Annotated in this window: 26 protein-coding genes; 18 read left to right on the plus strand and 8 right to left on the minus strand. The window is 53.8% G+C overall.

Annotated features, from left to right (window positions below; translation table 11 throughout):
* The first annotated feature begins 1 nt into the window (after position 1).
* The 15 genes from AC4OVU_RS01815 to AC4OVU_RS01885 all read left to right on the plus strand — a co-directional run bounded on the left by AC4OVU_RS01815 (position 2) and on the right by AC4OVU_RS01885 (position 12,241).
* Entirely contained in the window at positions 2-664 is a 663-nt protein-coding gene (locus tag AC4OVU_RS01815; RefSeq protein ID WP_023299864.1) for a hypothetical protein, read from the plus strand.
* An 8-nt stretch (positions 665-672) separates the two neighbouring features.
* Complete coding sequence (locus AC4OVU_RS01820; protein ID WP_491928607.1) at positions 673-1,227, plus strand: hypothetical protein; 555 nt, start codon at positions 673-675, stop codon at positions 1,225-1,227.
* Positions 1,220-1,843, plus strand: coding sequence for a phage baseplate assembly protein V (locus tag AC4OVU_RS01825; protein WP_491928608.1), 624 nt, complete (start codon positions 1,220-1,222; stop codon positions 1,841-1,843). Before AC4OVU_RS01820 ends, AC4OVU_RS01825 begins: the two co-directional genes overlap by 8 nt.
* A 38-nt stretch (positions 1,844-1,881) precedes the next feature.
* A complete protein-coding gene (locus tag AC4OVU_RS01830; protein ID WP_491928609.1) occupies positions 1,882-3,351 on the plus strand; it encodes a phage tail sheath C-terminal domain-containing protein in 1,470 nt (489 codons plus the stop codon).
* Positions 3,348-3,854 (plus strand): phage major tail tube protein, encoded by a 507-nt coding sequence (locus tag AC4OVU_RS01835; RefSeq protein WP_063435351.1) that lies wholly within the window; start codon positions 3,348-3,350, stop codon positions 3,852-3,854. The genes AC4OVU_RS01830 and AC4OVU_RS01835 overlap by 4 nt, the downstream gene beginning before the upstream one ends.
* A 64-nt stretch (positions 3,855-3,918) precedes the next feature.
* On the plus strand, positions 3,919-4,206 hold the full coding sequence (locus AC4OVU_RS01840; RefSeq protein WP_491928610.1) for a phage tail assembly protein: 288 nt from the start codon (positions 3,919-3,921) through the stop codon (positions 4,204-4,206).
* 114 nt (positions 4,207-4,320) lie between these two features.
* Positions 4,321-6,318, plus strand: a complete 1,998-nt coding sequence (locus AC4OVU_RS01845; protein ID WP_491928611.1) for a phage tail tape measure protein — start codon at positions 4,321-4,323, stop codon at positions 6,316-6,318.
* A 5-nt stretch (positions 6,319-6,323) separates the two neighbouring features.
* Entirely contained in the window at positions 6,324-6,785 is a 462-nt protein-coding gene (locus AC4OVU_RS01850) for a phage tail protein (protein WP_410374698.1), read from the plus strand.
* Positions 6,760-6,975: a tail protein X gene (locus tag AC4OVU_RS01855; RefSeq protein WP_148576937.1), complete on the plus strand. Its 216-nt coding sequence runs from the start codon at positions 6,760-6,762 to the stop codon at positions 6,973-6,975. The genes AC4OVU_RS01850 and AC4OVU_RS01855 overlap by 26 nt, the downstream gene beginning before the upstream one ends.
* Position 6,976: 1 nt before the next feature.
* A complete protein-coding gene (locus AC4OVU_RS01860; protein ID WP_491928612.1) occupies positions 6,977-8,095 on the plus strand; it encodes a contractile injection system protein, VgrG/Pvc8 family in 1,119 nt (372 codons plus the stop codon).
* Positions 8,096-8,131: 36 nt separating this feature from the next.
* Entirely contained in the window at positions 8,132-8,485 is a 354-nt protein-coding gene (locus AC4OVU_RS01865; RefSeq protein ID WP_474238404.1) for a GPW/gp25 family protein, read from the plus strand.
* The gene (locus AC4OVU_RS01870; RefSeq protein ID WP_474238403.1) at positions 8,469-9,383 is read left to right on the plus strand and encodes a baseplate assembly protein; all 915 of its coding nucleotides are present in this window, start codon (positions 8,469-8,471) and stop codon (positions 9,381-9,383) included. The genes AC4OVU_RS01865 and AC4OVU_RS01870 overlap by 17 nt, the downstream gene beginning before the upstream one ends.
* Positions 9,376-9,927, plus strand: a complete 552-nt coding sequence (locus AC4OVU_RS01875; protein WP_474238402.1) for a phage tail protein I — start codon at positions 9,376-9,378, stop codon at positions 9,925-9,927. Before AC4OVU_RS01870 ends, AC4OVU_RS01875 begins: the two co-directional genes overlap by 8 nt.
* A 2-nt stretch (positions 9,928-9,929) precedes the next feature.
* The gene (locus AC4OVU_RS01880; protein ID WP_491928613.1) at positions 9,930-11,729 is read left to right on the plus strand and encodes a phage tail-collar fiber domain-containing protein; all 1,800 of its coding nucleotides are present in this window, start codon (positions 9,930-9,932) and stop codon (positions 11,727-11,729) included.
* A gap of 2 nt (positions 11,730-11,731) precedes the next feature.
* A complete protein-coding gene (locus tag AC4OVU_RS01885; protein WP_421636670.1) occupies positions 11,732-12,241 on the plus strand; it encodes a tail fiber assembly protein in 510 nt (169 codons plus the stop codon).
* A gap of 6 nt (positions 12,242-12,247) precedes the next feature.
* Here AC4OVU_RS01885 and AC4OVU_RS01890 read toward each other — a convergent pair whose 3' ends face one another.
* The 7 genes from AC4OVU_RS01890 to AC4OVU_RS01920 form a co-directional block, all read right to left on the minus strand.
* Positions 12,248-12,751: an LbetaH domain-containing protein gene (locus tag AC4OVU_RS01890; RefSeq protein ID WP_285923978.1), complete on the minus strand. Its 504-nt coding sequence runs from the start codon at positions 12,749-12,751 to the stop codon at positions 12,248-12,250.
* A gap of 210 nt (positions 12,752-12,961) precedes the next feature.
* Positions 12,962-13,828: a glycosyltransferase family 17 protein gene (locus tag AC4OVU_RS01895; protein WP_421636668.1), complete on the minus strand. Its 867-nt coding sequence runs from the start codon at positions 13,826-13,828 to the stop codon at positions 12,962-12,964.
* 113 nt (positions 13,829-13,941) lie between these two features.
* A complete protein-coding gene (locus AC4OVU_RS01900) occupies positions 13,942-14,352 on the minus strand; it encodes a type II toxin-antitoxin system HicB family antitoxin (protein WP_285923980.1) in 411 nt (136 codons plus the stop codon).
* Between the two features lie 21 nt (positions 14,353-14,373).
* Entirely contained in the window at positions 14,374-14,553 is a 180-nt protein-coding gene (locus AC4OVU_RS01905) for a type II toxin-antitoxin system HicA family toxin (RefSeq protein WP_012906750.1), read from the minus strand.
* A 200-nt stretch (positions 14,554-14,753) separates the two neighbouring features.
* A complete protein-coding gene (locus tag AC4OVU_RS01910; protein ID WP_133259045.1) occupies positions 14,754-15,020 on the minus strand; it encodes a hypothetical protein in 267 nt (88 codons plus the stop codon).
* A complete protein-coding gene (locus AC4OVU_RS01915; protein ID WP_032634112.1) occupies positions 15,004-15,249 on the minus strand; it encodes a DinI-like family protein in 246 nt (81 codons plus the stop codon). Before AC4OVU_RS01915 ends, AC4OVU_RS01910 begins: the two co-directional genes overlap by 17 nt.
* A 219-nt stretch (positions 15,250-15,468) precedes the next feature.
* Positions 15,469-16,563 carry a tyrosine-type recombinase/integrase gene (locus tag AC4OVU_RS01920; protein ID WP_491928614.1) on the minus strand — a complete coding sequence of 365 codons (1,095 nt, stop codon included), beginning with the start codon at positions 16,561-16,563 and terminating at the stop codon, positions 15,469-15,471.
* Between the two features lie 87 nt (positions 16,564-16,650).
* Here AC4OVU_RS01920 and dusA point away from each other — a divergent pair, with 87 nt between their 5' ends.
* Both dusA and pspG read left to right on the plus strand, forming a co-directional pair.
* The gene (dusA, locus tag AC4OVU_RS01925) at positions 16,651-17,688 is read left to right on the plus strand and encodes a tRNA dihydrouridine(20/20a) synthase DusA (protein ID WP_491928615.1); all 1,038 of its coding nucleotides are present in this window, start codon (positions 16,651-16,653) and stop codon (positions 17,686-17,688) included.
* Between the two features lie 136 nt (positions 17,689-17,824).
* Positions 17,825-18,067 carry an envelope stress response protein PspG gene (pspG, locus tag AC4OVU_RS01930; protein WP_017382623.1) on the plus strand — a complete coding sequence of 81 codons (243 nt, stop codon included), beginning with the start codon at positions 17,825-17,827 and terminating at the stop codon, positions 18,065-18,067.
* Between the two features lie 184 nt (positions 18,068-18,251).
* On the opposite strand, the gene AC4OVU_RS01935 is transcribed toward pspG, so the two are convergent.
* Entirely contained in the window at positions 18,252-19,235 is a 984-nt protein-coding gene (locus AC4OVU_RS01935) for a quinone oxidoreductase (protein WP_045339405.1), read from the minus strand.
* Positions 19,236-19,295: 60 nt separating this feature from the next.
* Between AC4OVU_RS01935 and dnaB the strand changes: the two genes are divergently transcribed.
* Positions 19,296-20,708, plus strand: a complete 1,413-nt coding sequence (gene dnaB, locus AC4OVU_RS01940; protein ID WP_003860298.1) for a replicative DNA helicase — start codon at positions 19,296-19,298, stop codon at positions 20,706-20,708.
* Positions 20,709-20,712 lie beyond the last annotated feature (4 nt).

Consider the following 20,712-nt stretch of genomic DNA (forward strand, 5'->3'; position numbering starts at 1 on the left):
CATGGCGCGTGAGTCCAGACTGCGACGGGATTTGCCTGTCGATATCGATGTGGATGCCATCTGGCGGATAGCGGAGCACATCGGTGCCACCCATAAACAGTTTCGGGCTGCGTACTCTCGCGCCCTGAAACGTACCGCCGCCACCTTGCGTAAAAAAGCGATGGCAGACCTGAAAGACGGGCTGGCGCCACGCAGCCTGGATCTGGTGCGCCGGCGTCTGCTTTCCTTTCGTCTTGATCGCGCTTCTCAATCACAACTGGATAATTTTCGTCTCTGGTTTGGTCTCAATGCCATCAAGGTAAAAGACCTGAAAGGCCGGATTAACGGGCGGGTCAGGCCTCACCATACCCGGCGGGATAAATCCACCGGGCGGTATATAAAGGCGCGACGTCAGGCAGAAAACGCCGGATTCACCCCAAAGGGCAGCCTGCTTTCCCCGCGCACGTTTGAAAACGGGGAGGTGGCGCGCTCCCGCCGTGAAAACCGGCGGACGGTGGTTATTCGCGATCCGGATACCCGTCGTACCCGCGAGGCGGAAGTTGATATTTATGAGCCGATGCTGAACTACATCGAGGATAACGCCTTTGCTGAGGCGATGGAGATTTTCATGCATCACTTTGAAACCGATCTGCGCGGGCGCGTGAAAGCCCGTATATCTGTCTGAGGTAAACCATGGCTGAGCCATTGCTGCTGGGGCAGTATCACGATGCTGTCACCGGCGCGCTGAAAAAAATTGACTGGGTGCGCGACGCCGATGCTTATCCGGAAAAAAATGTACCCCGATTTACCGGACTGACCACCCCGGCGGTCTATTTCTCCATTAACGGCTGGGAACAGGGCGGGGGCAACGAGGGGCAGCTCAACGTTAATCTGTCCTGTGATTTGTTCGTGGTGGTGGATGCGGCAGGGGCAGGTGTCAGTCGCCCGGAAATTTTCCTGCGCACGGCGGCCGCAGATATCACGCAGTGGATTGACGGCCAGCAGTTCGGCCTGACCCATCTGGAGCCAGCCATCTTTATCGATGCAGCACGCGATGAGTTTGATCCGCGCATGGATGATTACCTGGTCTGGCGAATCTCCTTCACACAGTCAGCCGCCTTTGGTGCGGATCCGTTTGCACAGCTGAATGCCCCGCTGAAAGCGGCCTGGCTGGGCAAGGCACCGGATATCGGTCGGGCGCATGTGGACGATTACCGGCTGATATACGAGGCAAAACCTGATGAGTGATATTGAGGGCGATTTACAGCGCCGTCTGGCGAATATTGTGCGTCGTGGGGTTATTCATTCCGTTAAGCATGACGGTATACCGAAATGCCGGGTTGATCTGGGCGATATCGTCACCACCTGGCTGCCGCTCTGCCAGGGCTTTTCGGGTACTAACCGGGCTGACTCCAATCCGTATGCGGTCGGGGATGCGGTCACGGTACTGTCGGAGGCGGGCGAGCTGAATAATGGTCGGGTGTTTCCCGGCTGGAATACCGGCGGTCTGCCGGTACCGGAGGGTAGCGACAGTGAACATATCACCCGCTACGGCGACGGTACCGAGATTCGCTATGACCGGGCGGCGCATGCCCTGACCATCACGCTGGCGGAGAACGGCACCTACAAAATCATCGGGAAAGGCACGCTGGACGGCCCGGTGGAAATCACCGACACCCTGACCGTTCAGGGGAAAACGCAGATAAATGCCGACACGAACGTGGCCGGAAATATCGGTGCGACACAGGAGATTTCGGACGGTACCGGGAAAATGAGCGGGATCCGCGAAACCTACAACGGCCATAACCATAAAGAAAATGGTGACGGCGGTGGTACCACGAATCCCCCCAATCAGAAAATGTGACCTGCCGCGGCAGGTTTTTTTATGCCTGGAGAAAATAAATGGCGAATTTACATGGTGTGGAAACGATCGAGCTGACATCCGGTACGGTCGCGGTCACGACGATCCAGACGGCCATTATCGGTCTGGTGGGTACTGCGCCTGATGCCTCTGTCGGTACGCCGGCCAGTGTCAGCACAGGAACCCCCATTCTGGATAACGTTGTGGATTTTGCCGCGAAAATCACCGGCAGGGCAGGCAACGTGGTGGTGGTTGAGGCGGTAGCCGGTATTCCCGATGCGGAAAATCCTGCAGCGATTGAGACTTCCGCTGTCTGGAACGCGGCGGCATTAACGCTGACCATCACGCTTGGCTGCGATGAAGCCGGCAAGCTGACGGCAACCCCTTCAGACGTTGTTGCTGCGGTGAGTGCGGTGGCTGACGTGAAAGTGAGCGCAACGGGAAGTGGCGATGGCGTTGTTACACCGTTCAGGCAGCAGCTTGAAGGCGGCGAGGATGAGCCGTTCCCGCTGAATACGCCCGTTGCGATTGTCGGTACCACGATGCTTTCCCGTCTCGGTGATAAAGGCACGCTGAAACAGGCGCTCACCGAAATCAATGATCAGCGAAATGCCCTGACGGTGGTGGTGCGTGTGGCGGAGGAAACCGATGAAGCGAGGATCCGCGCGGCTGTGCTGGCAGGAATTGGGGCGCTGTCATCGGCGAAATCCGTGACGACGTACCAGCCCCGAATCGTGATTGCGCCGGGATTCAGTGAGGATGATGCGGTGGGCAAGGCGCTGGAAACCGTTGCCGGCAAGCTGCGGGCGGTGGCGTATGTTGACTGTGAATCCGGTGCCACGCTGCAGGAGGTTGTGCAGCGTCGTCAGTCTTACGGTACCCGCACCGAGCTGCTGCGCCCGCGCGTTCAGGTCAGCAACGCCGACGGCCAGCTGATCTATCGTCCGTATTCTGCCTTTGCGGCAGGGCTGCGCGCCCGAATCGACTTTGAGAAGGGCTGGTGGTGGAGTAAATCCAACCAGGACATCAACAATATCCTCGGGGTGGAGCAAATCGACGAGTTCATTCTCGGCGATGAAAACTGCGACGCGAACCTGCTCAACATGCAGAACGTGTCCACCATTATTCGCCGTGCCGGGTTTAAGCATTGGGGGAACCGCCTGTGCGGTACCAACCCGCAGTGGCGCTTTGAATCGGTTCGCCGTACCGCCGACGTCATCGAGGACAGTATTCAGGAAACGATGCTGGAGTACGTTGACCGTCCGCTGGACCGGGAGAACGCTGACGACATTATTGGCACGATCAACGCCTATATGCGCCAGCTGGTCGGGCTCGGCGCCATTTTTGGCGGCCGCGCCTGGCTGGATGAGGAGCTTAACACCGCTGAGAGCATGGCGGCGGGCGTGCTGTACATCAACTATGACTTTGGTCCGAAATCGCCGACTGAGCTTATCAGCCTGCGCGTCCGGGTGAATAACAACTATGCGCTTGAGGAGATGCTGGCAGCATGAGCGAAAAAAACACATTACGCGTCTGGACCTTCTTCCGGCAGGGGGTCCGCATTCAGGGCGCGCATGAATTCACACCGCCGACACTGTCCATTGTCAAAACTGACCTGCGCACCGGCGCACAGGACGCACCCACACCCGTGGATGACGGTATGGAGGCGCTGACCTGCCAGCTGAAATTCTACGGTGTGGATACGGACATGCTGACTGCCTTCGGTTTTGTCAGCGGCAGCCGCCCGCGCTTTACGGCGTATCAGGGCTATCTGGCGAACGGTACCGCGCTCGGCACCATTGAGGAGATTGAAGGCTTTGTGCAGACCGTCACCCCGGATGCACGAGGCAAGGACAGTCTGTCTGAAAACGCCATCACGGTGGAGATCGCGGTGAGCTATTACCGCCAGACCAAAGACGGCCGGGAGCTTTTTGCCATCGATACCGAGCGCTTCGCGCGCCGGGTGAATGGCGTGGATGTTCTGTCCGGCCTGGCGGCTAAAGTCCGTCTCTGAGTTTTTCTTCCTTTATATAACTCTGTAACGGCCTGCGGGCCGTTTTTACTTTCCGGAGCGTGTTATGAATTTTCCTGGTGAAACCCGTGTAATCAAACTGTATTCCCCCGTCACGCTTGAAAATGGCAGTGCGCTCAACCAGGTGACACTGCGCGAGCCGCTGGTACGTGACCGTATCGCCTTTTCCAAAGACCGCGGCAGTGAAGAAGAAAAAGAAGCACGCATGATTGCGCTGCTGTGCAACCTCAGCGAGCAGGATATCTGGCAGCTGACGGCGGCGGATTATGCGCAGCTGCTGGACGCGTTTAATGTTTTTATGCTCCCGCCCGGGAAGCGACCGAAAGAGGACTGATCCGGGCGATGCGTTTTCTGGGGCGGCGCCTGCATTTTCCCATGACGGAATATCTGGATATGCCGTTCAGCGTGTTTTCAGATTTTCTCACCGACGAAGTGGAGGCGGTAAACCGTGGCCGGATTAAGCCAGAACCTTAAGGCCGTCATTACCTTTGGCGGCAGTATCGACAGCTCCTGGAATCGTTCAGCGAACAGCCTGCAAAAGAGCCTGAAGGACGTCGGGAAGCAGTCAGAAAAGCTGACGAAAGACCAGACTAAGCTGGCGGCAGAGATTAAGCGCGCGAAGCTGGCAGGGCAAAGCCTGGGCGACCTTAAACGGCGTTACAGTGACGTGTCCCGGGAAATCCGCAAAACGGAGGCCGAGCAGCAGAAGCTGAATCAGCAGATGCAGAAGGCACAACGGCTGGCAGCATTTAAGGGGGCAGGGAAGGGGCTGTTTCGCCGTGGGCTCGGTATGGCCGGACAGCTGGGCGGGATGGTGGCGCCCGGGCTGGCGATTGGCGGTGGTGGCGTGGTGGCTTCCGCCCTGGGCACCCTGATTGCTCCGGCGGCCACCAACGAAGAAACGGCCCGACGCGCTGGCGTGGCAAAAAGCTATGGCGTCGATATCCCGACGTTTGATGCCTGGGACACCCTCGCGAAACAGTACGACATGAACGGGGAGAACATCGGCGATCTGTTTGAGGAGTATCTGCATAAGTCGGGGGAGTACAAGCAGAACGGCAAGCAGGGCTCGCTGCAGGATGCGTTTGAAACGCTGGGCTTCAAAGCAGGTGATTTTGCCGGCCTCAGCGATATGGCGCAGTTCGAAAAAATCGTCGAGCGTGCGCTCAGCCTGCAGGATGAGTCGAAGGCCTCGTTTGCACTGGATTCGCTGTTTGGCGGTGAGGCCAGCAAACTGCTGATGCTGCTGAAGCAGTCCGGCAAGAGCTACCGGGATCTGATGGATGAGCAGCGGCGCTATAACCTCGTCACGAAAGAGGGCGCCGAAGGGGCGATGGCAGGGAATCGCGCCGTCACGAACCTGCGCACCGTCTTCACCTCCGCTCTGGCGGAAATCTCCGGTCAGCTGGGTAACGAGCTGGCCCCGGATATCCGCCGTCTGACGGACGATATGGCGGAGTGGTTTAAGGGCGGCGGGATCAAACGTATCGTCAGCTTCCTGCGCAATGACCTGTACCCCGGCGTGCTGACGTTCGGCCAGGGGATTGTTTTCGTCGGAAAAGTGGCCTACGCGCTGGCGAAAAAACTGTCCTGGCTGCTGCCGGATGAGCGAAGCGATCAGCGGGACGTGCTCAAATCGCTGGCCATGACCGGCTCGGTTGATATCGCGCGCATGACGGCGCAGCGCAACGGTCAGGGAGAGTGGTTCGAACAGCAGCTGAAGGAAAAGCCGGATCTGCCGGACGATGTGAAGCAATCTTACCGGGATACGCGGGGCTTTTTCCGCGATGACGAGGACGCTTTCAACAATACGCTCGATAAATATGTGACGCCGGAAAGCAGCGCCGCGCCGTTCTCCTGGGATTCTGCCCTCAACCAGAACAAGGGGGCGCCGGCGCAGCCCGGGCGTGAAACATCCGGGCAGTCTGCCGGTGCCTGGGATAATTACAGACTCCCTTCCTTACCTGCGTTTGAAAAAAGCCTCAACTGGCCCGTAGCGGAGAAACCGACAGGATCTTCAGTTAATCCTTCACCGGCTAACCCGATGGTGAATGTTGATGTTTATCCTTCATCCGAAACTGGCGGGATGCGGGATCCGTTCACTGATAATCAACGCCACCGGGATAACCGCGCGGATGTTCTGCTTTACCCGCCTGATATTGCCCAGCCCCGGTATCCAGCCCCGGATCCTGCCCCGCCGGCAGGCCAGTCAGGCCAGGAGGGGGGCAATGACTGGGACATGTTGCTTCAGAAGCTGGATTCAGCGGACAAAGCGCCACCTCCCCGGCAACTGACCGACAACCGTCGTTTCGAATTTCATTATGAAATTCACGGCGCACCGGGGCAGGACGAACGGGCAATCGGGGATGAGGTTGTCGCGGTGACTAAAACCAATCCGGTATTTAACGGTGACAGCAGCATGCTGGACGGAGGGCAAATCTGGTGAGTGAAATTATTCCGGTCTTTGAAGACTTCGGGCAGTCCCGGTCCAGCGCGGTTCGTGGCGCACAGGCTGCCCGGGTGATGATGATGCTGGGCGACTTTGCCTTTTCCATCGACACCACGGCTTACAACCAGCTGACCCGCGAGGCCAGCTGGCGATGGAGCGAGCAGGAGCGGATCGGCAAACAGGACCTGTTGCAGTATACCGGCAAGCCCGGGCGCACTGTCCGGCTTGAGGGAGAGTCGCATGCGTTCTTCCGAAAGGGGGTGGATGCCGTTAACGATCTCTACGATCTCGCAGACCAGAACAAGCCGCAGCAGCTGGTCAGTGGTGAAGGGGATGTGCTGGGCTGGTGGGTAGTGATCGACTTCTCCGACACGACCAGTCGATTCCTGCCTGGCGGTGGCCACCGCAATAAAAACTGGACGATGACGCTGAAACATTATGCAGACGATATATCAAACCCGTGACGGTGATGTGCTGGATGCTGTCTGCGCGACGCATTACGGCACGGAAAACCTTTCTTATATTGTGACGCAGGTACTTGAAGCAAATCCGGGGCTGGCCGATGTCGGTGCTGTTTATCCGTCAGGCCTGTTTATCACCCTGCCGGATCTGGCTCCGCCGGTTGAGGATTCTGCGTTCAGCCTGTGGGATTAAAATGACCGGACAGACTGTTAAACCCGAATATGCGCCCGCTTTCAGCGTCAGCGCGGAGGGAAAAGATATAACCCGCGCGCTGCAGCAAAGCCTGGCAGAGCTGACGCTGACCGATTACGGCGGCGCCACGGCAAAAGCGGATGAGCTGAAAATCACGCTGCTGTCGGAAACGCTCCCTTTACCGACAAAAGGTGCACGGCTACGCGTGGCGATGGGCTTCAACGACCAGCTGGTGGATAAGGGCTGGTTCGTGGTATCCGGCGTCGGCAGCAGTGGTCCGCCACGTCGTATCGAGATTTATGCCACCGCCGCGCCCATGAACGCGCAGAAACAGCCCGGTGATGTGCTCAGCCAGAAGACCCGAAGCTGGGATAACCTGCGACTGGCGGATCTGGTTAAAACCGTAGCCACCGAAAACGGTCTGGTACCGAAAGTGGCCACAGAGCTCGCCGATATCCATATTGACCATGTTGATCAGGTGGCAGAATCCGACGCCAATTTGCTGACCCGCCTTGCCAGAACGTGGAACGCCGTCAGCAAACCGTCGGGCGGTTACTGGCTGTTTCTGCGTCAGGGAGCCACGGCGAATGCTTCCGGCAAGCAGACAGGCGCACTGGTTATCACGCCTGAAGAGGTCTCCAGCTGGTCATACAACGAAGGCGAGCGGGGGAGTTCGACGGGTAAGGCGACCGCGAGCAGCGGTAAATCATCAGGCAAAATCGGTGTGCGTTATTACGATGAGGCTGACGGGAAGACCAAAACCACCACGGTTGACCATGACGGCCCCTCGATGGCGAATCCCTACACCCAGCCGGTAAAGGCCACCGCCGACCAGCAGGCAAAAGCGAAAAAAACGCAGGCCCGCCGCAATGAGCAGAAAATGACGGTAACCGGACCCTGCCGACCGAAACATGTTCCCCTCACCGCAGAATCTGGCGTATCAACGTCCGGCTTTGGCGAGCGGGAAGATCGCGCCTGGGTGGTGGAGTCACTGGTGTTTTCCCTGACGCCCGCCGGATTCAGCTACACGTACAACCTGGTGGTTGATATTCGCAAACCTGCGAAATCCTCAAAAAAATCCGGCAGCAAGGATAAGACCGGCCCGGATTACTTCGGCTAACCCTCAGCCATCCGACAAACAGATACGGAAAATACTATGAACGGTGTAAACAGCCGGACCGGGAAACGCCTGTCCGGTAGCGATCATTTGCGCCAGTCCGTCAGCGATATTCTCTCCACGCCCGTCGGCAGCCGTGTGCTGGTCCGTGATTATGGCAGTGACCTGTTTTCGCTGGTGGATAACCCCCGTGATGACCTGACCAGGCTTCGCATTATCGCCGCGACCGCCTCGGCGCTGGCACGCTGGGAACCCCGGCTTAAGGTCACGCGCGTTGTCGTTTCTTTCCCGGCTGACGAAACGGGGTGTGTGGTGGATATCGAAGGGATTAACAAAGAGAGCAATCTTCCTGTCAGCACCGGAGGCATACCGATTTATGGCAAGCAGCTATGACGTAATTAACCTGTCCGCCCTGGCGGTGCCGGATGCCATCGTGGTACCGGATGCCGCTGACATTTTTACCCGCTGGCTGGCGCGCCTGCGCGAACTGGATCCGGAATTTGATGCGCTGGTGGAATCTGACCCGGCGTATAAGCAGGGCGAAATCAACGCCTACCAGCTCACCCTGGCGTTCCAGCGGGTTAACGACGCGGTACGCGCAGTTTTCCTTGCCAGTGCCAGAAACACTGACCTGGACCAGCTGGGTGCGGCCTTTAACGTTTCCCGTCTGGTGATTAAACCCGGCGATCCGGATGCGGTGCCCCCCGTCGATCCTGTCTATGAAGATGACGACGCTTTTCGTGAGCGTATACAGCTTTCGTGGGCGCAGCTGAATACGGCCGGCGCGCGTAACGCATACCGCTTTCATGCCAAATCAGCGGATAACGATGTACTGGATGCTGATGCCTACGGGCCTGAGACACATAACCGCCCGGGCGAGGTGGATGTATACGTGCTCTCGCGCACCGGGAACGGTCAGGCAGGACTCATTCTTATTGAAACCGTCATGAACACACTGAGCGCGGATGAAGTCAGGCCGCTCACCGATTTTGTCAGCGTGAAAAGTGCCACCATCGCCAGTTATGCCGTCACGGCGGAGCTTGATATTCCTGACGGGCCGGATGCACAGACGGTGCTGGAAAACGCCATCAGCACGCTGACGAGCTACACCCTGCTGTCTCATCGCATTAACGCCATTGTACCGCTTTCCGCGATTTACTCGGCGCTTCAGCAGCCCGGTGTGGCCCGGGTCAGGTTGATCAGCCCGACGGCAGATCTGGAAGCTGCTGCGGGACAGGCCCCCTGGTGCAGCGAGATAAACGTCACGCGCAAAGGGGGCACCAGTGGATAAATTTCGCTCCCTGCTTCCCCCTTCAGCCATTCACCCGGAACGGGCTCTGGAGCAGGCCAGCTCAGAGCAGATCACGGCACTCGACACTGACATGGTCCGTAAGGTGAAAAACCCTGATACCTGCCCCGCACATCTGCTGCCCTGGCTTGCCTGGGAGTTTGCAGTGGATTCATGGGAAGAGGCCTGGACGGAAGAAGAGAAACGGCAGGTGATTAAGGATGCCGCTTATGTCCATCAGCATCGCGGTACCGCCGGTGCGGTCAGGCGGTCGCTGAGCGCCGTCAGCCTGCCGACCACCGTTGTGGAGTGGTGGGAGGATACACCGCGCAAGGATCCCTACACCTTCCGCGTGGAAGTTTACAGCATACAGGCCATTGATGAGGAACTGTACCAGCGCATACGCCGTCAGGTGGATAAAGCCAAAAACCTTCGCAGCCTGCTGACCACCATTGATGTGATCGCCGATCTGGGTGCGAAGGGAACCTATTACACGGGCGGTGCTGTTACCGCCTGGATTGATGTTGATATTAAGGCAGGAGTTTAGCCATGGCTGAGAAGTATTACAGCATTCTGACCAACAGAGGCAAGGAGCTGGAGGCTCAGTCCTCTGCGACCGGGAAGCCCGTCATTATTAAAGATTTTGTGGTGGGTGACGGGAACGGGCAGGCCGTTAAACCGGATCCGGCGCAGACGAAACTGATACGTGAAGTGTATCGCAACGCCATTTCTGCACTGCAGGTTTCGCCGGACCAGGCGAACCAGTTTTTCGCGCAACTGGTCCTGCCGGTTGCGGTTGGTGGATTCGTTGTCAGAGAGGTTGGTCTGCTGACCGATGCTGGGGAGCTGTATTCCGTTGCGAACTGCGCCGCCATCGAGAAGCCGGAAAACGGGGTCAGCGTGAGCCTGCAATACCATCTTGCGGTATCAGAGACGGCAAATGTTGAATTAAAAGTTGCGACCGGCGATGGTCTGTTCCTGCGGATCGATAAAAATCTTGCGGAGATAGCGGCGAAAGGCGAAGCTGCACAAAAAAGTTCACGTGAAGCCATTGGCGTGCTGGACGCCACAACTGCGCGTAAAGGTCTGGTCCAGCTCAGCAGCGCGACTGACAGTGCATCTGAGGCGCTGGCGGCCACGCCGAAAGCAGTTAAAGCTGCCTACGACCTTGCCAAAGGGAAATACACAGCACAGGACGCCACTACAACGCAAAAAGGTATCGTCCAGCTCAGTAGCGCAACTGACAGTGCGTCTGAGACGCTGGCGGCGACGCCGAAAGCCGTAAAGTCCGCGAATGACAACGCTAACGGGCGCGTACCATCAGGGCGTAAGGTAAATGGCCGGGCGCTGACGACTGATATCAATATCACGGCGCAGGACATTTTCAATGGTCAAGCGGTCGGCATAGGTGACGCTGCTGATTTGAATACCTACACCGTCCCTGGACTATATTATCAACCTGCAAATGCTCAGGCAGGTACAGGGAAAAATTACCCTGAACCTAATGCGGGTTCGTTGGAGGTATACAAACACGCAGGGATAACGCAGGTTTACAGGGTTTACAACAACTCGCGCCATTATATTCGCACGCTTTACAGCGGTACGTGGACAGCATGGTCATGGGTGTATGACACAACCCATAAACCAACAGCAGGGGATGTAGGGGCGCTGCCGATAACTGGTGGAACGGTTACTGGAAACGCAGTCGTAAATGGTACATTTGGCGTTGGGAATGGACGCAAGTTTGAAATAAGTTCACAGAATAGCTCGACTCTTAATACCGCCATGACACTTTGGGGCAATGCTGACAGGCCGACAGTATTAGAGTTCAAAGATTCTACAAGCTACCATTTTTATTCACAGAGAAATAAAGATGGTTCGATTTCTTTCCAGGTTAACGGACAAATTATTCCGGGGAATTTCACAAACTTTGACGCCCGCTACCAGGCTAAAGGCAACTATACCCCGGCGGGACAGGCTTACACAAAAGCTGAAAGTGATGGTAAATATCAGTTAAAGGGGAATTATGCTTTAGTCGGCGCGTCTTATACGAAGGCCGAGTCTGACGGGCGTTACCAGCCTAAAGGGAACTATACCCCTGCGGGTGAGGCTTATACCAAAGCACAGAGTGATGCGCGTTATGGTGTGGTAAATGGCCTACGCCGAGGCGGTCAACAGGTTCGAAATCCGACAGATGCCTGGTTTGGAAACTGGGAATCACCTGCAGGATGCGTTCTCACAGGGGTGAATATGGAAAACAGAAGTGATGGCCGAAAACTAGGTGTCTACTATCGTCAATTACAGTATTTAAATAAACAAACAAATGCTTGGGTCAATGTTGGAGATTAATAATGGATAAGTTTATCAATCCGGTAATATATAAAAAAGAGCAAGCGGAAATTGAAGGCATGCTCAGGACTGGACTGTATTTTCAGGATGAAAGTGGGAGGGACTGGTATGAAACTCTGCGCACTTGGAAAGGTGCGGTAGCTACCGATGAGAATGGAATAGTAGTTGCCTGTGAGAGTGATGTCTCATTTATGGGTATGCAGGAAGGGCGAAATGTATATGAGATCAACCCAGCTGACATCCCGGCTAATGTGTTAGGGAATTTCAAGTTTTCGGAGGGTACTTTTATTGATATCCGTCCAAGCGATGCCGACGTTGCGGAGCAAAAGAAAAGTGAATTAATGGCGGTTGCGGAAAGAGCTATTGCCCCGCTTCAGGATGCCGTTGATTTAGATATTGCAACTACTGAAGAAAAAGAATCGTTGTTAGCATGGAAAAAATACCGGGTGCTTCTCAATCGGGTTAATGTAAGGGAAGCTCCCGATTTATACTGGCCTGAAACCCCACAATAAATAAGATTATTTTAATTTAATTATCTGTTTCTTCTCAGTGAAAACGACAGAGTTATTGGGGATGTCTTTGTTAATAAAACTCATTGCTCCAATTGAAACATTATCCCCAATGGTTAGATTGTGACCGATTATACATGTGCCGGTACCGATCTCAACATTATCACCGATTCTTATAATCGGGTCATTAAAATGCTCACCAACTCCGCCACCAATGCCGATAGTGCAGTTGTGGCGGATTTTAAAATTACTGCCGATTACAGAGCAGCCGTTTATCGCTACTGATAAAAAATGGGTTACAACAAGCCCGGGTTCGATTGTTGCGGGTAGTTGGATTTCTGTGTTGTATTTATGAATTAGCTTCCTGTTGATGTGGCGGGCAATGTTTTTCTTAAATGAACCACCGCTATGGAAAAGATAGGACGCAATTCGCCACCAGAAATTAAAGCGTCTATCTGGACATTTGAATGCTTTGTGTAGCACTTTCAACCATGAAAACGATTTGTTACTCATTATGACTTCTTGGCGAAGGCATTCATGTAAGTGATTTTTTAATGTTTGTTTATTCATCTATGGAAACTCTGTTTTTTGAGTGTGGCTTGTTATTTGTGATGGTAAAAGTCCTGTCGCAAAGAACAACAGGACTTTAATAACAGATGATTATCTGTATGACTACCGACAACACTACATTTAATCAACGCTAGGCCAATACCCTGACACTGATCATAGAATAAAGTTTTTATACTTATCCTTGTTGTCAACAAGATACTTAGGGAACTCTGGCGTTTTAAGTTCCTGTTGGATTAGTTTTCTATCTCGCCCCCAGATATCCTCAGCATTTTTTAACACTTTCTTGATATGCTCTGGGTTGTTAAAGTCGGGTGTGTTATATTCTTGATGCGAGATGGTCGACATCTTTTCAGAGATGCGTTCTGGAGTCATAACCCATGAAAAGTGCCAACCACCATTATCGATGACTTTATTGTTGAATTTGAACCAATTCCACTTGAACCATGACCATTTTTTAAATATGCGGTTACGCTTAATGTTTCTGAAAGTCTCTGGCTCACCATCAAAAAACTCCAACAGGTTTTTATATGTTGTTGCTCTTGGGAGTGTGCACTTACGGGGAGTGCCATCTTCGTTGAACACTTGCATATTGAACTGATAGTTATAAAAATTTTGATGGATGGTAGTGCACAAATGACGAGGGTTTATTTTTTTGATCGCTTCTGGTTTGAAGATTTCATCAACGTCAGAAACAATGATTATATCGTCAGGTTTTGCATCTACCAGACCTTGCATAATACTATTACGGTGGTTCGCTTCCACTTCCCATGGGTCAACTTCATAATCAGGGCTGTATTTTGTTCCTGGTAATTTCGTCGGTTCAGTGTCGTTTACAACGTAAATGATTTTATCGGCAAATGCCTTGAATTTATCAATATTGAAATTTAATGGTTTGGGACGACCCGTAAAAGTGAACTTTGATTCAACAATAACAAACTTATCTACAACATTAGCCAAAGTGTTTAGACGAATGTCTAACAACATATCTTCATCGTAATAGAGAAAGCAGTCATAAATCATTGTGTAAATCCTTATAATTTGCGCGCATTCCGGCGCTTTCGCCAGTACGTATTAATTGCTCTATGGTAACTTATCAGTCCCACTGGCACCTAATCAAAAGCCTCTTTCGAGGTTTATCGTTTTTGTAGTCCGACAACTTTATCTGCTGCGACGCGGGACAGGAAGCCAGAGCGACTGCCGTATTCTGGATGCGCGGCCACGAACTGATCGATACGGCGGATCAACAGAGACGGAAGTGTAACATTGATTTTTTCCGCTTTCCCCATCAGGCGTGTTATATCCACGTCTACCAGAGCCCATACAGCACCGGCGTATTCCGGATCAGATAGCCAGTTTTCGACGGTCGTAGCTTCTGGTACGGTCTCGCCATCTTCAACCAGTAATTCGATGTGTGCCTCGATCGCTTCACGTACGCTTTCAATCGCGTCCTGATAATCATCACCGCCAGAGAAGCAGCCAGGAATATCAGGTACGCGAACGCCGAAGGATGAATCGCCTTTATCAATAGCAACAGGGTACAACATGTAAACCTCCAGTAGGGGGGCTTAGAGCCCCGCCTGTTTTTTGATGCTTTTCAGTGTTGGTAACGGTATGTCTTTCTGTGGATGCTTTACCGTTACCAGCCCCTTTTTCGTTGGGTGTTTGAACTGGTGATGACTGCCTTTAACTCTCACAAGATACCACCCATCGGCTTCTATCATTGCTATTGCATTCCTGCTATCCATCCTCCGGCTCTCTGTGTTGTCTTGATGGAGTTATAATAACCCCAAGTGGTAAGGGCGTCAAGTGAAATGGGGTTATAGGGGTTATCAATGCAAAAGAAAACCGCCCGCAACTTGAAAGAGCGGGCGGTGGTGGCTGGTGATCGTCCGATAGTGCGAGTATTGAATGGTTACCAGCCAGTGAGGATTTTATCAGCGATCACTCAGCAGGTAACGTTCGGGAAACGACTGCTTGCAATTTTGGTTGCTGTGGATATTGCATGGGCCGCTTCTTTGAAAAAGCGGGGCGAGGCAAGCTCCCATTGACCGTCTTTATGAACGAAAAGCAAATAATCCGGGATGGTGTCTGGATCACGGACAACAGCAAAGGTGAGCATGTCACTTGAGGCATTCGGCAATCGGTTGTCAGGCGGGAAGTAGATGCGCGCCCCTGCGATGATGATATTGTCCATATTAGAAGAACCAGTCATCAGCGGACTCCCATGTTTCTTTCAGGACGTTTTCAACGTTCTTCTTGGCTGAGTCTTTATCGGTCGTGCGAAGAACTGACAGGCCATCGCTTCCGGCTGGTTTAACGATGACCTCAACATCCTGATATTCCTTGCTTAAGCGCCTTTCCATTTCAGCCTGCAGCGCAGCTGGAGCTTTGCTGGGAAGCTTCGAGAACTTCTCTTTTGCAATACTGATTTCGACACGCATAAAACCTCCTTTTACTGGTTGGATATACAGTTAATATTTAGCTGGTTATACATACAGTGTCAAGGTTTTGCATGTTGGTGTAACACCCTAATTATTCCCCAGTTTTTCCCCTCCCAAATTTCAGGCATAAAAAAACCAACCGTAAGAGATTGGTTTTATTTAATATTTTTTGTCAATTGGTGGGCTGGCGGAAGTTGAACCTGCAGCGCAGCATTTCGTTTAGTCGCTGCTTCTGGATTTTTGTAGTTGTTCAAGTCTAGCGTGCAGCGATTTAGGGAATAGCTCTGTATAAACCTGCCACAGTACATTCAATGATCTATGCCCCGTCACCTGGGCAACTTCCTCAATACTGAATCCGGCTTCAAAAAGTCGACTCGCACCTTCCCGCCTCATATCGTGATAACGCAGATCCTCAATTCCAAGCGCGCTTCTTACCCTCTGAAAACCAGCAGTTACTGAGCCGCTAATGTAGGGGAAGATCAGCTCTGATTTGCGCGGCTGCCGCTGAACGATATCCCATGCCTCTCCGAGCAAAGCGACATTCATATGATTGCCTTCCTTCTTCCGTGGATCCTTCCTGTCCCTCACAAGCACAGATTTTTGCTTTTCGTCGATATCATCCCACCGCAGGCGGCAAACTTCGCCAATACGCATGCACGATAAAACTGAAAACATCAGAATGTCTACGAACGGGATTTTTGAGGCTCTGTGTTCTGAACGTTGTTTTAATCCTTCGATCAGCATGTCCAGTTCTTCAGATGCTGGCCGGCGGCTACGGCGATTTGATTTCCCAATCAGCCCAAGTTTAAGAAGGTGAGGGCGGGCCTCTTTTGCCGGGTTGCTGGTATAGTTAATGCCATACACAGGCTTTGCACAATCCAGCACGCTTCCAAGGTAGCTGACATCATGACTCACGGTCGCCGGGCCTGCTCCTGCATTATTCCGCAGTCGGCAATGCTCTATCACATCATTTGCGGTCAGTGAGAGCAAGGGGATGGCTGCTATATCACAGTCGACGAGCATATTCAGGACGTAGCTTTTTGTTCTCCCTGATTTGCCACCAGCGTTTGGATCGTTGATGTATTTTTGCAGCAGATCACGAACGGTGATTCCTGTTGCGTCGTCGGATGATGGGAGCCCATGAAGATCCAGCTCCTGCACGCGCTGATTTCCCCAGGTTTTTGCGTGCGCCTGCTTTGGAAATGTTTTGCTCTCTCTGTGTGTAACAACGCCTTTTTCTTTGATCAGGACGGTGCAACGATAGCGGGGAGTGCCGTCGGCTTTAAGTCGTTTCTCTATGTTATAATAGGCCATTCGCTCATCTCGTTAGAACAGGTTCCCATGCGTGTGGGGTCCTGAGTGGGAACCCAATGAGAGAAAAATATACGTAAATGTCAAAAAATGCACGGTAATCTTGAAATGATAAAAACCAACCAAACCAGCGCGACATCTGATAATTCTGGCAATCACTGGAGTGGTCGGTTTAGTGTGGCTCCTATGCTCGACTGGACGGACAGACACTGCCGCTATTTCCTGCGTCAGCTCTCCCGCCATACGCTGCTGTACACCGAAATGGTCACTACCGGCGCAATTATTCACGGCAAGGGCGATTATCTGGCGTACAGCGAAGAGGAGCATCCGGTTGCGCTGCAACTGGGTGGCAGCGATCCGGCTGCGCTGGCGCAGTGCGCGAAGCTGGCTGAAGAACGCGGCTATGACGAGATTAACCTCAACGTCGGTTGCCCGTCCGACCGTGTGCAAAGCGGTATGTTCGGCGCGTGTCTGATGGGTAATGCACATCTGGTGGCGGACTGTATCAAAGCGATGCGCGACGTCGTCTCTATCCCGGTTACGGTCAAAACCCGTATCGGCATAGACGACCAGGACAGCTACGAGTTTCTGTGTGATTTCATCAACACCGTATCAGGGAAGGGTGAATGCGAGATGTTTATCATCCACGCCCGTAAAGCCTGGCTCTCTGGCCTCAGCCCGAAAGAAAACCGCGAGATCCCGCCGCTGGACTACCCGCGCGTGTACCAGCTAAAACGCGACTTCCCGCACCTGACCATGTCGATCAACGGCGGTATAACGTCGCTGGACGAGGCCAAAGCGCATCTCGAACATATGGATGGCGTGATGGTCGGACGCGAGGCGTATCAGAATCCGGGTATTCTGGCGACGGTTGACCGGGAAATCTTTGGCGTTGACGGTGCTGACACCGATCCCGTGGCAGTAGTGCGCGCCATGTATCCGTACATTGAGCGCGAGCTGAGTCATGGTACGTATCTGGGCCACATTACCCGCCATATGCTTGGCCTGTTCCAGGGCATTCCTGGCGCGCGGCAGTGGCGTCGTTATCTCAGCGAAAACGCGCATAAGGCCGGTGCGGATATTGAGGTCCTTGAACACGCGCTGCGTCTGGTTGCGGATAAACGTTAAATTTCGCTAAAAGATGGTCAAATACGCCACGCCCTGCAACACATTGCGGGGCGTTTTGCTTTCAGAACAACGACTTATTTTTGGCATGTTTCTTGTAACGATCGCAGCATCATTCGGGAACTCGTGGGAGAGCACCATGCTGGAACTACTTTTTGTGATTGGCTTCTTTATCATGCTGATGGTCACGGGCGTATCGCTGCTCGGTATCCTGGCCGCGCTCGTCGTGGCCACGGTGGTGATGTTTGTCGGCGGTTTATTTGCCCTGACGATTAAACTCTTGCCGTGGTTACTTCTGGCGATTGCGGTGGTATGGGCGATACGGGCGATTAAATCACCAAAACTGCCCACTTATCAGCGTAATAACCGCTTCCGTTACTAAGGTATTGAGGTGTACGTCACATACCTGCAACTTTTCCGGCAGCAATCCTTAGAACAGAATAGGATTTACTTATCGAATCTGTCACTATGGCTGCCGCTAAAGAATTCATCGAGCTGTACCCTACATACAGCCGAACTAAAAAAAGAAAGGGCTTCCCACGGGAAGCCCAATTTCTTTTTATGGCTCAGGGAATTAACAGACTTGATCCCTGCGTTGCCCGGCTCTCCAGCACCTCATGCGCGCGCTGCGCATCGGTCAGCGGATATTTCTGCGCCTCTGCCACATCCACTTTAATTACCCCACTGGCGATCAGCGAGAACAGCTCGTTGCTGGCTTCCTCAAGTTCTTCCCGGTTGGTGATGTAACCTTGCAGGGAAGGGCGAGTGACGTACAGTGACCCTTTCTGATTCAGAATGCCCAGGTTGACGCCGGTGACTGCCCCGGAGGCGTTACCGAAGCTCACCATCAGCCCGCGACGTTGCAGGCAGTCCAGCGAAGATTCCCAGGTGTCTTTCCCCACCGAGTCATACACCACGCGGACCTTTTTGCCGCCAGTGATCTCTTTCAGCCGCTCAACGATGCTCTCTTCCCGGTAGTTGATCACCTGCCATGCGCCCGCGTCCAGCGCGCGATGCGCTTTTTGCGCGCTGCCTGTGGTGCCGATCAGCTTCGCGCCCAGGGCTTTCGCCCACTGGCAGGCAATCAGCCCCACGCCACCTGCGGCTGCGTGAAACAGGAATTGCTCGTCAGGCTTAATTTCGTAGGTTTTGCGCAGCAGATAATAGACCGTCAGCCCTTTCAGGAATGAGGCGGCAGCCTGCTCGAAGCCGATCGCATTTGGCAGAAGCGCCGCTTTCTCGGCCGGAACGTTATGGATGGAGCTGTAAGCGCCCAGCGCCGACTGCGCGTACACCACGCGATCGCCTTCCTTAATGTGCTTAACCGCGCTGCCCACTTTGCTGACGATACCGGCCGCCTCGGTGCCCAGTCCGCTCGGCATCGACGGAGGCGGATAGAGGCCGCCGCGAATATAGGTATCGATGTAGTTAATGCCGATCGCTTTGTTTTCCACCTGGATTTCGTTCTCGCCAGGCGCAGCGGGGGTAAATTCCACCGCTTTGAGTACGTCAGGGCCACCATGCTTGTGAAATTCAATACGTGTTGCCATGCTTCCTCCAGAATGTGGTAATCTTTCGACCCACTCTTTATCTCGGTAACTCCATTCACTATGGCAGGAAACAAACCCTTCAACAAACAGACTGAACCTCGTGAGCGTGATTATCAGGTCGCCGGGTTAAAAGTCCCGCCGCACTCGATTGAAGCGGAACAGTCGGTGTTGGGCGGTTTAATGCTGGATAACGAACGCTGGGACGACGTCGCCGAGCGTGTTGTCGCGGAAGACTTCTATACCCGCCCGCACCGCCATATCTTTACGGAAATGGCGCGTTTGCAGGAGTCGGGCAGCCCTATCGACCTGATTACGCTCGCAGAATCGCTGGAGCGTCTGGGACAGCTCGACAGCGTCGGCGGATTTGCCTATCTGGCAGAACTGTCAAAAAACACGCCAAGTGCCGCGAACATCAGCGCTTACGCTGATATCGTTCGTGAACGTGCCGTTGTCCGCGAGATGATCTCGGTGGCGAATGAGATCGCTGAGGCCGGTTTCGATCCCCAGGGGCGCACCAGCGAAGATCTGCTCGACCTGGCGGAATCCCGCGTCTTTAAAATCGCCGAAAGCCGTGCGAACAAAGACGAAGGCCCGAAAAATATCGCCGATGTGCTCGACGCCACGGTTGCGCGTATTGAGCAGCTTTTCCAGCAGCCGCACGATGGCGTGACGGGGGTGAACACCGGTTATGACGATCTCAACAAGAAAACGGCAGGTCTTCAGCCATCGGATTTGATTATCGTCGCGGCGCGTCCGTCGATGGGTAAAACGACATTTGCGATGAACCTCGTCGAAAACGCGGCGATGTTGCAGGATAAGCCGGTGCTTATCTTCAGTCTTGAGATGCCCTCTGAACAGATCATGATGCGTTCTCTGGCGTCCCTGTCGCGTGTGGATCAGACCCGCATCCGTACCGGTCAGCTGGACGATGAGGACTGGGCGCGCATCTCGGGCACCATGGGGATTTTGCTGGAAAAACGGAACATCTATATCGATGACTCCTCCGGCCTGACGCCGACGGAAGTGCGCTCCCGCGCGCGCCGTATCGCCCGTGAACACGGTGGTATCGGCCTCATCATGATCGACTACCTTCAGCTGATGCGCGTTCCGTCGCTTTCCGACAATCGTACGCTGGAGATTGCCGAGATTTCCCGCTCGCTCAAGGCGTTAGCCAAAGAGCTGCACGTGCCGGTGGTGGCGCTATCGCAGCTTAACCGCTCTCTGGAACAACGTGCAGACAAGCGCCCGGTCAACTCCGACCTGCGTGAATCCGGCTCCATCGAGCAGGATGCCGACTTAATCATGTTCATCTACCGTGATGAGGTTTATCACGAGAACAGCGATCTGAAAGGGATCGCCGAAATTATTATTGGTAAGCAACGTAACGGCCCCATCGGTACGGTACGTCTGACCTTTAACGGCCAGTGGTCGCGTTTCGACAACTATGCCGGTCCTCAATATGATGATGAGTAATTTC

The sequence above is a fragment of the Enterobacter sp. 6722112 genome (assembly GCF_058661685.1).